Source organism: Thalassomonas sp. RHCl1 (assembly GCF_947387555.1).
Taxonomy (GTDB): domain Bacteria; phylum Pseudomonadota; class Gammaproteobacteria; order Enterobacterales; family Alteromonadaceae; genus Thalassomonas.
The window spans coordinates 161806-176722 of sequence record NZ_CANDNZ010000007.1; the positions used below are offsets into that span (position 1 = coordinate 161806).

9 protein-coding genes and 1 riboswitch are annotated in these 14917 nt (G+C 46.0%); of the genes, 7 read left to right on the forward strand and 2 right to left on the reverse strand.

Translation table 11 applies throughout. The features are described 5' to 3' along the window. Positions 1-72 precede the first annotated feature (72 nt). From QL234_RS19810 to QL234_RS19835, 6 genes are all read left to right on the forward strand, one after another. Positions 73-951: a DUF5677 domain-containing protein gene (locus QL234_RS19810; protein ID WP_281559511.1), complete on the forward strand. Its 879-nt coding sequence runs from the start codon at positions 73-75 to the stop codon at positions 949-951. Between the two features lie 321 nt (positions 952-1272). Then, complete coding sequence (locus tag QL234_RS19815; RefSeq protein ID WP_281559512.1) at positions 1273-1845, forward strand: hypothetical protein; 573 nt, start codon at positions 1273-1275, stop codon at positions 1843-1845. A 205-nt stretch (positions 1846-2050) separates the two neighbouring features. Next, the gene (locus tag QL234_RS19820) at positions 2051-2212 is read left to right on the forward strand and encodes a hypothetical protein (RefSeq protein ID WP_281559513.1); all 162 of its coding nucleotides are present in this window, start codon (positions 2051-2053) and stop codon (positions 2210-2212) included. A 46-nt stretch (positions 2213-2258) separates the two neighbouring features. Beyond that, positions 2259-2795, forward strand: coding sequence for a hypothetical protein (locus QL234_RS19825; protein WP_281559514.1), 537 nt, complete (start codon positions 2259-2261; stop codon positions 2793-2795). 248 nt (positions 2796-3043) lie between these two features. Further along, the gene (locus QL234_RS19830) at positions 3044-3418 is read left to right on the forward strand and encodes a hypothetical protein (protein WP_281559515.1); all 375 of its coding nucleotides are present in this window, start codon (positions 3044-3046) and stop codon (positions 3416-3418) included. A 445-nt stretch (positions 3419-3863) separates the two neighbouring features. Then, on the forward strand, positions 3864-4769 hold the full coding sequence (locus QL234_RS19835; protein ID WP_281559516.1) for an alpha/beta hydrolase: 906 nt from the start codon (positions 3864-3866) through the stop codon (positions 4767-4769). 416 nt (positions 4770-5185) lie between these two features. On the opposite strand, the gene QL234_RS19840 is transcribed toward QL234_RS19835, so the two are convergent. Both QL234_RS19840 and QL234_RS19845 read right to left on the reverse strand, forming a co-directional pair. Further along, positions 5186-8143, reverse strand: coding sequence for a TonB-dependent receptor (locus tag QL234_RS19840; RefSeq protein ID WP_281559517.1), 2958 nt, complete (start codon positions 8141-8143; stop codon positions 5186-5188). Between the two features lie 165 nt (positions 8144-8308). Continuing rightward, positions 8309-12313, reverse strand: a complete 4005-nt coding sequence (locus QL234_RS19845; protein ID WP_281559518.1) for a hypothetical protein — start codon at positions 12311-12313, stop codon at positions 8309-8311. Positions 12314-12698: 385 nt separating this feature from the next. After that, positions 12699-12782, forward strand: a riboswitch (cyclic di-GMP riboswitch). Positions 12783-13169: 387 nt separating this feature from the next. Between QL234_RS19845 and QL234_RS19850 the strand changes: the two genes are divergently transcribed. Further along, the gene (locus QL234_RS19850; protein WP_281559519.1) at positions 13170-14906 is read left to right on the forward strand and encodes a ShlB/FhaC/HecB family hemolysin secretion/activation protein; all 1737 of its coding nucleotides are present in this window, start codon (positions 13170-13172) and stop codon (positions 14904-14906) included. Positions 14907-14917: the final 11 nt, after the last annotated feature.

Consider the following 14917-nt stretch of genomic DNA (forward strand, 5'->3'; position numbering starts at 1 on the left):
CGACTGGACTTCCGTGCTGTGCCTCTGGCCCATTATTGAAACGTGGTATGACTCCCCACAAAGGAGGTTAGCTTGGAAGCATTTAAGCAATATTTAGATGACTGTACAGAACGGAATAAGAACCATCTTAAGGAAATTCCTTTCATTTTGGAGCAATATCAAAAACTAGATAAAATTGGCGGAGAGTTATTAAAAGATATGTTTAATAGTTCTCTGTGGATAGTTAAGGGCATTCAGTCTTATATATTAATAAGAAGTATTAATGAACTAAACGGAAGTATAACATTTTCACTAGCTACCAAGAAAACAGCCCCTGTTGAAACGTTGTTCCGTATTTCTTTAGAGCATTGTATTAATTTGCTTTATATTTTATCTGATGAAGATAATGCAAGGGCAAGAAGTTATTTAAAAGCAGCCATTACAGGAATGGAATCAAAAGCAGCAAAAGGAAATAGAAGAGCTGTAAAAGACAATGATTTATTCGATCAGCTAGGTATGAAAAAACGCCTTGATTTTGTTGAATATTTGAAAAAGGAAAATCCAAACTTATTTACGGATAAAGAATTAAATTGGCCTAATGCTTTTGATCGATTTAAAGCTGTTGGTTGTGAGAAAATTTATAGAACTATGTATGCCACTGCATCAGATTCAATCCATACAATGTCTGAAGATGTTATTAATGCAATTATGGTTCATAATTCTCCCCCGGAAATACGTGGCAGTATGGCTGATTCTGTAGAGAGTTATAAATTATCTTTTAGTGTTTATTTGGGGTTATTTTCTCTAAAGTATTACTGCTGGATTTTGTTTGCTCTAGCAAAATCAATTAACAGTACTTCTATTGCTTTAATAGATGAAATCGAAAATGAATTAATGGAAAAAATAATCTCCCATGAATTAGAAACTTTAGATGAGTTAACGGGGAATCCATTTAGGGATAATTACAGCTAATAAGGTTATCAATTACACGCACTTTAGGGCTGGATGCAGCAATACTGTACAAAATGATCATTGCTTTAGCTTGAAATAGATTAATTGTATCAACGAGGGGATGAATAGAATCCTTTTTGCTACTGACGTAAGAACAACTATATTTGATGCTTAACAAATCATTAGGTGCACTTGAGATTATCTTGTTTTGTGCGCGATATATAGAAGGTCTTGAAACTCCTTTTGAAAAAAGCATCTGAGTTGATAAGCAAAGCAGGACAGCAAAAAACTGTTATTGATCTAAGTCTGTTTGAAGTAAGCTAATAAAGCTAATAAGGAAAGATGTCTGATAAATCTATAATTTCAATAAGAAATGGTGCTATTTCATCAATCATAGCAACAGCTAGTGTTGCTATTTTTGTTTTGTTTAAAGAAAAAGCATTGAGCTTTTTGGCATGGCTATGGAGAGGAATTGAATGGGTATGGAATGCGTTCATTTCTGATTACGCAATGCCCGGATATCTGATTCTTCTTATTTCAATCTTTGGGTTAATTGGCATATTAACCATTTATTTTAATTTACGTGGACAAGATGACCCCCCTGAGCATGAATTATATGTTAGTGACTTTATCCATGGTGCTAAGTGGAGGTGGGATTGGGTAAACAACCGAATTAAACATCTTTGGTGCTATTGCCCTAGCTGTGATGGAGAGTTAGTTTATGACGATAGTTCTTGCGATTACATGAGAAGATCAATCTATGACCCAGTAGAGAAACAACACACAAAATTCATTTGCGAGAAATGTTCTCGGACTGTGGCATCAATTGAAGGCGGTAACAAAAGCTATGCTACAGGGGCTGTAGAACGAGAAATCAGAAGAAAGGTAAGAACTGGTGAGTTTCGAGACGTATAGTTAACGGTGCAGGACACCCACAAATTAAAACTGCTCTGATGCCAATATAACTTTATCGAACAATTATGTTGTAATACCCCCAACAAAAAACAGGCAACACAAAGGAAAAATATAAAGATACCAGCATACAGCCAAGGACAATAACCCGACTCCGGCTATACTGAACAACAAGCGAACGATAACTCAGTTTAAAAAGGATTTTAACATGAGTGAAATTATTCTCACTAACCAACTATTAGGCCGCCAGGCCTTTAAAGAACAATGCGGTATAGAGCTTAACCAGCTTAAAGATATTCATGGCCGCACACCTGAATTTGCTATTGGTAATACCCCTTATCTGTTAGAGCCTGCTTCCCCCTGGCAATAGTAAACCAAGCGTTGCCGGATTAAGCGCCCTTAACCAGCTTGCGCCTATGTATATTTCCCGGGATCTTGCCAACCTGTCCTTGTCTTTTGGCTGTGAAGATTTATTAGCTCTGGCTGAACTAAGAAAAAAGCTATCTGAGTTTGGTGTTGGAACTATTGGGGCTTCAACCGGCTCTTACGGTAACCGAGTCAACGATTTTCTCAAAGCAGTACAAAAATACCAAGATGCTTTAATGCAATACCGGGAGGCTATCGAGGCCAAGTCCCCCCATAAGCTTGCTGCAGAGCAAAAAGCCAATCATGCTTATAAGGAGTTACAAACAAAATTTCATTATGAAATGGAATCGGCAACGGCCCAAGTAAAATCTCGACGCGGTACGGCACTCAGCAATCTGGATAGAGGTAAGAACATCGTCAGAAGCAGCCGTAATGTCACTAAACTTGATGTTACCAGCCAGGCACAAGCCAGCGAGCTTGTTCAATTTGCCAAATACACCAAACTGCTAGGTAACGGCCTGGCTGTCATCGACTTTACCAGCCGAGTGGGCAATATCCAAAATATCCACAAAGCAGGTGGCAACTGACACCGACAACTATTCATTGAGTCCAGTAGTTTCGTTGCAAGTGCAGCGACAGGTACTGCTATATTGAATGCCGGAGGTTATGGGCTTAGCTTATTAATGGTGGCAACTCCGGTCGGCTGGGTCGGTTTAGTTATAGGCGGTGCTCTTGTCGTCGGTGCCGCTGCGGGAGCATCAATCGGAATGAACCATTATGCACAAGACAAGAGCGAAGGTGTATATGATGGCATCATGCAATGGATATCAAACTTATGACACTTGAAGAAATAATATTTGCTTTTGTCCTTGCTGGTTCTATTTTATCAGCAATGCTCTGGGTGCTTTTCGGTCAATTAACCGTAAGAAAACTCAGGAAAAATCCAAAAACAAAAGAAGCCTTAGGCATGGAATATGCGAGCGGCTGGGATATTGTGAATGTTGCATCAGCATTAGCAATGCCCCGGAGCTGGAGCCGGAAATTAGAAAAAAGTCCGCTATCTTTTCTTCATGCAAAGTCTGACTTATTATTTGAAAACACAAATAAATTTGATCAAATTCTTGGAGCAACCTTTTACTGGTTGTTGATGGCATCTGGGCTTAGCGGTGCTTTGTTAGTTTTTTTCAATTTTTTAGGACTGATAGATTGAAAGGAGAGCGGAGCTATTTGTGAGTGCTCTATTATAAGTGCGGACATAGAAAGTTTTTTATTTCAAGGTATTGTTGTGCGTTAGGTAGTTTTGACTGTCCATGTTTATCTTGGGGGAACTAACTTCCGCTTAGTGCCACTTTTTGGCTTAAATAAAAGTATGATTAGGGCCAATTTAGACTTTATAGAATTAAACTAGCCCCGTAATAGTTTTCCTGTCGTTATTTTTAATTAACTTTATCTGTTTTTATTATCTTTGGTGAGAGATTTTCCTTTGTAAAGACACAAGTGATAAGTGAGGTGGCAACGGTTTTTTGGCCTTACTCCATTGTCAATCGTGTCGCCATTGGCAGTGTTGTAAAAAGTAAGACCTGGCCTCATCAGGTTTATAGATGTAGAGGTAAGTGTTATTTGATAGTTATCCTACTAATATAAGGAGTTACAAAATGATTTACGTTTTTTCCAATAGAAACATTATCAAGAACAATTCATGGCTGGGAGATGGATTTAACTCTGAGGGAAATGAAAATATAAGAGTGGCGAAATATATTTCAGGCTCAACGAAAAAATTAAAATTCTTTGAAGAAAATGAGAGTGGGATTCTTCCGTCTAGGCAAGTGATAAATGAACTGGAAGAAAGTGATAAGCCTTGCTGTATTTTTCTCCATGGATTTAATCAGTCTTTAACTAAAAATATGAAAAAATGTGAAGAAATAGCATCTTATGGTGTTAATGTTATAGCATTTTCTTGGCCGTCAAATCCCGGCCCGCAAAAGTGGTGGTGGAAACTAAAAGAATATAAAGCGGCTAGACAAAACGCTAGGCGTTCAACAGTCGCACTGGAGCGTTTTTTTGATAAATTTAATGATTATATGGAAGAAACCGGAAGTATAACGAATATTCAGTCAATGGTGGTTCATAGTTTAGGAAATTATCTGCTTGAGTCCTTTGTTTCCGGGCGGGGCTATGAAGGGCAAACATCTTTTTTGAAAAATATTCTACTTCATCAGGCTGATGTTGATAGTAAAGGTCATGAAATTTGGGCTGACAAAATTTCGGAAAGCTCTAGAGTTATGGCTACGATAAATGAAACAGATGATGTTCTTGATTTTTCAGATATTATTAATCCAGACAGGCTTGGGAATACTCTTGAGAACCTTAATTCCGAAGTGATTAAGTATTTTAATTTTGGCAGACTTGATGAGGCTGATGACAAGCATAGGTTGTGGATTAATCCTGTGACTAAGACTGAAAGTGTAAAGTCATTTTTTCATTCTGTTTTTACTGGCAAGAAGGTAAAGACTGGCCATTTAGCGTTTGACTACAGAAGAAATTGTTTTCACTTTGAGTAAAATTGTTTAACAAAGCCTGCCAGAGGGAGCAAAAGCGTTGCTTCGCTCTGGTTTTCGGCCCCTGCCAAGGGTGTTATTGATATAAAATATAATCTCTCCAGTTAGCTGTAATAGCTAATGTCTCTTTTGTGGCTTGAGTTCAAATGATGAATGCAACGCTATCCTGATTTTAGGTACGTAAGATCGAGCATGAACCGATATAACAGAAATAAACAAGGGATAGTATGATTTTGGGGGCCAAGCAATAACATCCCTGTTTGCTTGGTATTAATGGTATTGCTCCAGCATTGATTCCTGAGGCAATACCTGTTTCATGAAAGCGTACATTTTAAATACCGGGGTAATCGCGGGCTTTACCCTGGCTATCAGGTGCCAGCTCCTGCATTACGTGCTGGAACCGGGCCTGATAGCCAGTGTTACATTTTAAAAGCTACCCCCAGGTAATAACGGGCTTCACCTTGATAGTAGTTCCAGAACTGATCACTTGCATCTGTGCCCAGGTACTGGTTGGTATCTTCGCCAAACAGGTTGGTCACTTCTGCTAAAATGGTGAAGCTCTCGTTAACTTCATAGCCTATTGATGCATCCACCTGGCCATAGCTGTCAGAATATATCGGGGTTCTCGGGGCAAGATCCTGGTTAGAGCTGTGGTAGGTGGTGTAACCGATAATAAACTCAGAGCGCCAGTTATAGCTGACATTGGCGCGTAAGCCGTCATTATCATAGAACACACCTAAGTTAGCGCTGTGCTCAGACAGGTTTTGCAACGGTAGTTGTGATGTGCCGTCTTCATCAACATCATCTTTGGCTTCACCGTTTGAATAGGTGTAGTTGGTATTAAAACCAAAGCCATTGTCAAATACGTGCTGCAGTCCTAATTCCACTCCTTCTACCGTACCGCCGCCGGTATTAAAGTAAGAAGTTACCGGTGCGGTATTAAGGGTTACGCCGTCGCCGTTGAAATGGGCTTCGTCTTTTTGTTCCTGTATAACCACGCTGGTCATGTCTTTATAGAAGACCGCAGCGCTGAACAGGCTTTCGTCGCCGAAATACCATTCATAACTAAGATCATAAGCTGTGGTGCGGTCCGGTTTTAATTCCGGGTTGCCGCGGCTGCCGCCGATAAAGTTCTGGATTTCGGTGGTGCTGCCGTCCGGGTTATTAATGACCTCGTTGGAGTAGCTTTTGTTAAAGGCCGCCGCCAGGTCGTTCAGGTTTTGCCGGGCCATGGTTTTGCTGGCGGCAAATTTAACAAACATATCGTCGGCTATTTCCAGGTTAGCGCTGAAGCTGGGCAAGAAGTCGTTAAAGTCATTTTTGAGCGGCGTGGCGATAAAACCCGATTCGTCGAGCACGCCGTTCCAGTCATAGCTGGCGCGGGTCGGGGTGTCCGGCAGCGACGTTTGCTGTTTTACCAGAATCTTGGTCTGCACATAGCGGGCGCCCAGGTTGGCGGTGAGGAACATATCGCCAAATACGTCTGCTTCAAAGTCCGCCATCAGGTAGATGGATTTTACCTCCTGGTCGACACTCCATTTGTTTTTCGGATCATTTACCCGCTGTACCGGGCTGCCGGTGTAATCCGACATCCAGGCATGGGGGTTACGCATGCCGTCTGTGCTGATGGCTGCCAGATCCATAGACTCGCCATATTGATCTTTTAAACCGTAAAAGTCTTTGTAGATGGTTACCCGGGTAGGATCGTCGGCAAAGCGCACCGGATCTAATATGGTATAGCCCAAACCGGGATCTGTGATGCCGGCATCCTGGTAACGGTATAAAGGCCCCCAAGTATCGCCGCTGGTGGCGCCGCGATTGGTATAATCTACTGCATATTCAAAGCCTTGGAATTTTACATCGCGGTTGGCAACGCGTACCCCGGCGCTAAGCATTCTCAGCGGCCCTAAATCGATATCATATTCGAAATCCAGTTTAATGGCGTCGGATTCGGAATCCCGCTCACCGCCGCCGGCCCAGGCGGATTTAAAGTAGTGGTAGTCGGCGTTGCCCAGGTCGTGGTCGATACGGATATCCGGCTGGCCGACACCTGTGTCTGAATACCACATATCGAAGCTTTCGATGCCGTTGGGGTTTAGCAGTTCACGCAGGGCCGGGTTGGCGGCCTGCTCGGCATTACGGGCGATGCGGCTGTTTTGGGTCGACATGGTATCTGCCGACACATATAAGGATTTTTCATGGGCATCGGCTTTGCTGACATTTAATACCGCGCGGAAATTGTCGCTAACCACCCAGTCTGCCTGGAATTTAAAGTTGTCCGCTTCATTGGTCTGGTCGGTAACATTGGTCTGGTTTTCCTGGCGCTTCAGGGTAAAGCGGGCATTGTCGATCACGCGTCCGGTATGTTCTACCCCGGGGGCGAGCAGGTTTTCGCTGGGTCTGTCCATATGGAACAGGGCTTTGACCGATTCGGTGTCGTTTTGTAATTCGTTATGCACCCAGTCGAAGCTTAAATCCAGGTTTTCCATCGGCCGGTATTGCAGTGCCAGCGCCGAGCCGATACGTTTTCTTTGTTCGATAGACTGGGACGGGGCATAAATTTCCGGGTAATCCACCCGCGCGCCGTCTTCTAATACGTCCACGCGCCAGGGAGCCTGACCGGCGATATTGGCATAGGGCTGACGTTCGGTTAAGGCGTAATCGGATTCTTTATAACGCTCACTGGATGACACCGAAAGCAGGAAGCCGTATTTATCGTCCCAGTTATTGCCGATCACCAGGGCGCCGCTGGGTTCAATATCTGTGGAGCTGTTTTCTCCCCAGCCGGATTTGAGGTTACCCGCCAGGGTGAAATCTTCCAGCTGCAGGGGCTTGCGGGTGATGATATTGACCGTGCCGCCCATGCCGCCTTCGATTAAATCGGCGCGTGCGGCTTTAAATACCTGGACTTCGCCTATCAATTCGGAAGGAATTTCTTCTAAAGATGCCATGCCGCCTTCGGTTTGTCCCTGGCCGGTGAGCATGACTTCGTCGTTGAGTAACAGCAGGTTTTTCGACATGCCGCGGATCTGGATATTGCTGCCTTCGCCGTTATTGCGGCTGATTTGGATCCCGGTTAACCTTTGCAGCGACTCGGCGACGTTGGCGTCCGGCATCTTGCCGATATCGGTGGCGTTGATGCTTTCCATGATCACATCCGAGTCTTTTTTGGTCAGCAGGGATTTTGCCCAGGCGGCGCGGGTACCGACGACTTCTATGACCTCAACTTCTTTGGTTTGTTTAGCTGCGGCGCTTTTTTCAGCTACGGCGCTTTCTTCGGCTTGCGCTACTGCGCTGATTGACATGGCTGCCAGGAAACAGCTACTGATGCTGGTGGCGAGTAATGATTTTTTAAATACACTTTGCTTGGAGTTCATTTCTACTTCCTCAAATACGTCGCTAAAACGGCGTATTATTTGCTCAATATTAACGTTTAAACTTGCTGTTGTTAAGCGTGTTAATACGGCGGATAGGGTAAGTGCTATCCGCCGGGGCTTTTCTTATGAAAAGCTGCTTATGACACAGGTTTTATCAAACAGGCCTTAAGGCACGGTCACTATAGTGACGTTGTCAATCAACAAGTTTTCACCTGTGCTGTTATTCAATGGCTGTAGCGGCGACTGGCCAAAAGGCGTATAGCCCTGGTTTTGCCAGAAGCCGAGCTTGCGGATGGCATCCCGGTCGAATACCGTAGCGTCAGGCACCTGGTTTGCCGGGAAGTTATGGTTCGGCAGGAAATCCTCGAATTTTATCGTGATCACGCCGTCGATATTGCTGTCATCCAATACCGTGGCCCATTCCCAGGAGTCCACGCCGCCGTCCGGTTTAAATTGCGCCTGGTCTTCATCAATTTGTACCACAAAGACATTGCCGGCGTTCTGGTGTTTCAGGCTAAACTGGATGGCGTTGCCCGAAGTCCAGTCCTGCGGTGTGGCAAAGGTGCGTAACACCCCGGAATAACCGTTGGCGCCAACATCGTATTGCACCTGCATTTGCTGGCTGTCACCGCTGTTATCTACTGTGATGGTGGTCCAGGCCTGATCCACCCAGTTGGCTTTGATGCTGGCATCGTCCGGGTAGGCATCAAAGTTATCGACCACTAAACCATCCACGCCCGGAGGATTAGGCAAGTCACTGATCACACCCGTGCCCACGCCTATTTTCACATTGCCCAGCTGTTGTGCCCATGAAGAATCGGCGGCTGCCGCTACCGGGAATACCACGCGCAGGTGCTGGTAACCGCCGGTTATGCCCCGGCCAACCAGGTCAATCTGCTCCCAGTCGCCACGTTGTGCCACGCTGCTTGATTCCGGGGTAAAGTCGTCCCAGCTGCTGCCGTCGGTGGAAAGCTGTACTTTAAAGTCAGCAACATCGGTTTCCGGGGCGCTGCGCCAGAAGTAGGTTGTCAGCCAGAAGGTGTTGATGTCGCCGCCGAAGCTGTACATCAGCCACTCTTCCCCGGTGCCACCGCGCTTGATGCGTCCGGCATCGTCATTTTCAAAGAACTCGGTATTGCCGCTGTCGACAAAGAGCACTGAAACATCGGAAAGGGCGGTGGCGGAGGTTAAGCTGCTTAAGCTGTCTTCCACTATGCCGTTTTCAATCAGCTGGGCCGAGGTACCGATAACATTTGACCAGTCGCTTTCGCCGCTTTCGTTAATGGCTTTGGCGCGGTAATAGTAAGTTTCATTGGCGACGGCGGTGGCATCCTGGAACAGGATTTGGTGTTTTACACCCGGGTGTACCGTGCCGAAAGAGTCCGTGCGGTCCGCCAAAATATAATTGCTGGCGGTGGTGGCGCCGATTTCAATGTCGTCACCTACCAGGGTCCAGCCGTCGGTGCCGTTATCGGAACGCTGAATATCATAATAGCGGGCACTGGTAACCCCTTGCCAGCGGATATCCAGGGTTGAAGGGCTGGCTAACATCACCGGGGCTTTTGCCGGTGCAGGCAGTGCCGGCCTCATTTCACCGTCTATTTCGTAGGCCTTATCCCAGGCATTTTCCATGATTTTTACTTCGTTATAAACAAAGTTGTCGGCAAAACCTGGCCAGTGGTAGGAGTGGGCCGCACCGTCGTCATGATCTTTAAAGCCGCCGTTGATATCATGGGTGCGCAGGCTCCATAATAAGATGCCGGTGGAACCTTCATTGATCACCGTATCTATGGCGTCGGCCATTTCCAGGTCGCCAAAACCGATTTCCCCGACCACAAAGGGTTTCACCCCTGAGATAGTGTCTAGATCCTGCATAATGCGGGCGGAAAAATTGTCGCCGTAATAATGGTTAGACAAGACATCGATATTGCTGTCGAACATGGCGCTGTTGGACATGCGCATTTCATATTCACCGGAAGAGCGGGTACTGCGGGCTTCCCGGCCGTCCATCACCAGATGTTTGCTGTCGATAGACTTGATATGGGCGGCTATTTCGCTGGTCCAGCTTTCGATGGCGGCAAGGTCGTCGGAGCGTAATTCATTACCGGTTTCCCAGGCAAAGACCGCGGGATCGTCCTTGTAGGCGATGCCGGTCACGGTATTCACCCGGTTAAGCACATAGGAGATCACTTCTTTGAAAGCGTCTATGGTGGTGCGGTCGGTGAAAAACTCCGGGGAGCTTTTGCCGTATTGCTGGGCAAAATGGGCTATGCCCCCCCACCACAAACTGCGGTCGATAAAGGGTATCTGCACCCGTACGCCGTGTTTATTGGCGATGGCCAACAGGTTATCCATGGCGACAAAAATATCTTCATTGAAGACCAGGGCGCCGTTTTCATCCCAGCTGATATGTTTAACTTTGTCCGGGCTGGACGCATCATATATGCCCATGGTGTAGATACGGGTGACCTTGCCGCCCATATCTTTGATAGTTTTGATGCCGTCTTCCTGTTCAAATACCGGAGTGATATCCCAGATGGGATCTTCGGTCATGACCAGGTTAGGGGTGTTGTAGGAAACAAAACGGAATTCCTGGCCGCTGTCATCCTGGTATAACTTGTTGCTGTCGCCAATACCGTTGCTGCCTTCGCCCCGGGTGATATACCAGTCAAACTGAGTGCTGATGCCATTGGCCAACATGGTATCTTTGATGCTTTGTTCGAGTGCCAGTGGTGCCTGTCCACCGGCAATTTCGACACCGGATAAGTCCCGTGACACATTGTCGCTGTCCAGGCTGTAATCCTGATGGTAAGTGATGTTGACATCACCTAATTGCGGGTGCCATGACTTGCTGTCATCAGCAATGATCGGAAAGACCACGCGGACAAAATCAAAGTCTGCTTGCTCTTCACTTGTGGTGGCGGTGTAGGTATGTGTGGTCCAGTCTTCTACCGCATCGCCTTCTGCCTGAATGTGTGTTGTGGTGAGCTCGGTCCACTCGGCTTCATCATTGCCGCCGGTTTTCGACACTAAAATAGTGAAAGGCTCTGATTCATCGAAGGCGTGATAGTAGCCGACAACTTCTATGGTTTTGACTTCGCCATAAACCTGGTACTGGACATATTCTTCCGTGTTGGTGCCGCGTTTTAACCGGCTGGTATCGCCGTTAAAACGGCTTTCGCCGTCGCCGTCGCTGCTGTCAAAAAACAGCGAATCGCTGTGGGAGAATACCTGGTTAAAATTATCCAGGCCGTCTGTCTGGGTTACCGGGATCACTATGGTGCTGGGGTCTTGTGCCGGTTCGGGAGCGGCATTATTATCGGCGGCTAAGCCGGTGTCGCTGCTGTAAGCAACTTCCAGGTTACCCAGTTGCGGATGCCAGGCCTGGCCGGAGGCAACAACGGGAAACTGTACCCGGATAAAGTCATAGTCTTCACCTGCCTGGTTTTTGATATCGGCAGCGGTAAAATCTACCTTGATCCAGTTATCGTTTTCTTCGTCGTTTTGATCTTCATCGCTGGCTCTTTGGGTGTAATCACCGACTTTTTCCTGGGTCACTGTGAGTTCAATCCAGTCATCCGGGTTATTGGCGCCGACCTTAGAAGCAAACATTTTAAAAGGTGCGACTTCCGGGCTGTCTCCCTCCCAGTAATAGGCGGAAACTACGGCGTTTTCTATGGCGCCGGGGATCAGGTAATCAAGGTATTCTGCGGTATTATCACTGCGTTTGAAGCGGAACAAATCACCCTGGAAGCGGTAGATGGCATCATCGGTCCCTGCGGTGCTGTTATCTTCTGTTGCTAGGTTAAAGCTGCGCCAGAAGTTATCACTTAAGTCAGACATATCATTAACATAAGTACTGGTGCTGGCGCTATCGTTACACAGGTAGTCTACCTGGTTGATTTCACTATCCTGAAGGACACCATCCTTATTGGTATCGGCGCCCGATTCCACCTTTTCTCCCCCGAACGGGCAGTTGTCACCGGCAGTTTCCGGCACAGGAGACCTGGACCAGGAGTTTACCTGATCAGAGCTGGCCTGATCTATGTCGCTGCCGCAAGCCGTTAAGGCCAGGGTGATTAAGGTGGTTAGGCTGAGCTTTTTAAATCTTATACTGGTATCGATATTATTGTTTATTTTGGACCTTTTCAGGAGCTTAGTTTGTTTCATAAACATTACCCTTCAATCTCTTTTTTGCCGATGTCATATAAATCTGCTTGTTATAAAAGTTGCCTGCATATTTGGAGACACGAAGACACTGTAACCGGTTACTTGTGTTCTTGCAACCGGTTACATTGTGTTCATTGAAATTAATTTTGAAGAAGCTTTACTAAAAGCGCTTTATTTTGTGTCTTTCTGATGGTTGGGTTTAAGGGGAGATTGTTTTTGTTTGTGTAACCGGTTGCTCTAGGGTGCAATATCCATTCGTTGTCTGTTTGATTATTAGCAACAAATTGATGAATAAAAATACACAAATTATTTAATTTGATTGTCGTACCAGTTACGATCTGTTAATATTTCGCCGAAATTTACATTATTGTGTAATAAAAATTTAACGAGATAATGGCAAACAGATCGCGAGGTCTGGACGCAAAGTCACCAGTCTGCTGGAACATAGGCAGATAGTGGGACTACCTAAGTTAATGTTCCGAGTAATAATTCACTATTACCGGGTCTGCATTTCTGTCTGTGTCCAATATTCTGTTTATATCTTTTTAAACCTGTGCGATGCCGTTTTGTATGGGAGCTGATCAAAATTCCTTGATAAAGTTTTAAGTTAAAAGGATTTATAGAATCTATGTATTATCTGTTATCCCGACTCCAGTTTTCCGCTATTACTTTGTGTTGTCAGGCTTTTGCCTGTACCGCTTTTTGCCGTCTCCTGGCCGGCTCTTTCTGTCAACTAAAGCGCCGTTTGTTTTAATTTTTCCTGATTGAAGGTGTTGTCTGGCGATTAATCCCGGACATTACGCTTGCTTTGGGTGTTGTTGAATTAATTTTTCTCACTGTTTTACCCGGTTTATTTATGCGTTTATATCAAAAGCCAATAAAAATTTGTGCTTTCACTCGTCTGTTGGTGTTGTTGATGGGGCTTGTCTGTACTTCCGGCCTTTATGCCCAGGAGCAGAAGCTTTCTGATCATGAAAAACAAATAAAACAGGGCCAGGATCGCATAAGAAACCAGCTCGACCCCCTGCTAAAAAAGCAGGATATTTTCTTGCAGGAGCAGTACCGGGAACAAGAGCAGACTTTTCTTACCGACGATGCCGGTGCCTGTTTCGATATTAACCAGGTGATAGTGGAAAATGTGACCGTTTTTAGCGAACAGGAAATTAACAGCATCAGTTCTTCCTTCGAGCACCAGTGTATCGGCCTCAACCGCATCAACCAGTTGATCTCCGAGATATCGAATTTATATCTTAACCACGGTTATGTTACCAGTCGCGCCTATATCCAGCCGCAGGATTTATCTGACGGCACCTTACATGTCCTGGTACTGGAAGGTTTTATCCAGGCGTTCTCTCCGGGTAAAGAAGCTAGCGCAGAGCCTCTGTTGACGGAAAAGCAGCTGGCGCTTGCTTTTCCTAAGCGTACAGGCAAGTTATTGAACCTGAGGGATTTGGAGCAGGGGCTTGAAAGCTTAAACCGCCTCGGACAAAACCAGGCAAAAACGGCGTTAATACCCGGGCAGGTTCAGGGCAGCTCTGTGGTGCGTGTCGACAACCAGGAGGCAAGCAATTGGCGGGCTTCTGTCGGTGTCAATAATACCGGGGTGGAAGCCACCGGCGAATATCAGCTTGATGCCTCTTTTATCTATGAAAACCTGTTCGGTATCAACGATTCTCTGGTGAGCTCTTTTTCATCCAATATCGGCGAGCACGAGTTACCGCAATCGAAATCCCGCAGTTACTCTTTGGTGGCGAGCGTGCCTTACGGTTATTGGTTATTTAGTCTCAATAACAATTATTATGAATACGAACAAACGGTACTGGGGGCCAGTGTTGATTTCCTGACCCACGGTACCTCTTTTAACAGTAGTTTTCTTGCGCAGAATACCTTGTATCGCGGCAGCGCCGACAAGCTTAACCTCGGCTTGTCCTTTAACCGCAAAGAAAGCCGCAACTATATTGAAGACGTTTTCCTCGATACCTCTTCCCGCACCATTTATGTCTGGGATCTGTCGGCGGATTACACCCGCTATTTTTCTACCGGCACCTTAAACGGCGCCCTACACATCAATAAAAGCGTGCCCTGGTTCGATGCCAAACGCGAGCTGGCGGATGCCGAAGACGATTTCCAGTTTATTAAATATCAGCTGGAACTGGGCTTTAGCGGTTCTTTTACTGTGGCTGAGCAGCCGGTGCAGTTTTCTTCCCGTTTAAACTGGTTTTATTCCCCCGAGGTTATTTTAGCTTCGGAAGGGCTGAGTGTCGGTGGCCGTTATTCGGTACGCGGCATCTCCGGTGATTCTTTGTTTGGTTACCGGGGCGGTTACCTGAGAAATGATTTTTATCTGCCGCTGCAAACCCCGTGGGCGTGGTTACCCGGGGTCACCGCCTTTTTTGGCCTGGATGTCGGCACCACCAACTTGCCCGAATATCAAGATCGCAACTCCGACTGGGTCGCCGGTTCAGTTATCGGCGCCCAGGCCAGTATGTTTGGGGTTAGCTTGAGCCTGTCGTATGCCAGGGCGCTGCGTGTGCCCGACTTTTTAAATGCACAAGAACAAGAGCTGGACCTGACGGTTCGCTATAACTTTTGATCAAGGATTAA

Excerpts from the sequence above, each read along its gene's own strand:
- QL234_RS19825 (WP_281559514.1), top strand. The coding sequence starts at position 2,259 with ATGTATATTTCCCGGGATCTTGCCAACCTGTCCTTGTCTTTTGGCTGT.
- QL234_RS19845 (WP_281559518.1), bottom strand. The coding sequence starts at position 12,313 with ATGAAACAAACTAAGCTCCTGAAAAGGTCCAAAATAAACAATAATATC.
- QL234_RS19815 (WP_281559512.1), top strand. The coding sequence starts at position 1,273 with ATGTCTGATAAATCTATAATTTCAATAAGAAATGGTGCTATTTCATCA.
- QL234_RS19830 (WP_281559515.1), top strand. The coding sequence starts at position 3,044 with ATGACACTTGAAGAAATAATATTTGCTTTTGTCCTTGCTGGTTCTATT.
- QL234_RS19840 (WP_281559517.1), bottom strand. The coding sequence starts at position 8,143 with ATGAACTCCAAGCAAAGTGTATTTAAAAAATCATTACTCGCCACCAGC.
- QL234_RS19850 (WP_281559519.1), top strand. The coding sequence starts at position 13,170 with ATGCGTTTATATCAAAAGCCAATAAAAATTTGTGCTTTCACTCGTCTG.
- QL234_RS19835 (WP_281559516.1), top strand. The coding sequence starts at position 3,864 with ATGATTTACGTTTTTTCCAATAGAAACATTATCAAGAACAATTCATGG.
- QL234_RS19820 (WP_281559513.1), top strand. The coding sequence starts at position 2,051 with ATGAGTGAAATTATTCTCACTAACCAACTATTAGGCCGCCAGGCCTTT.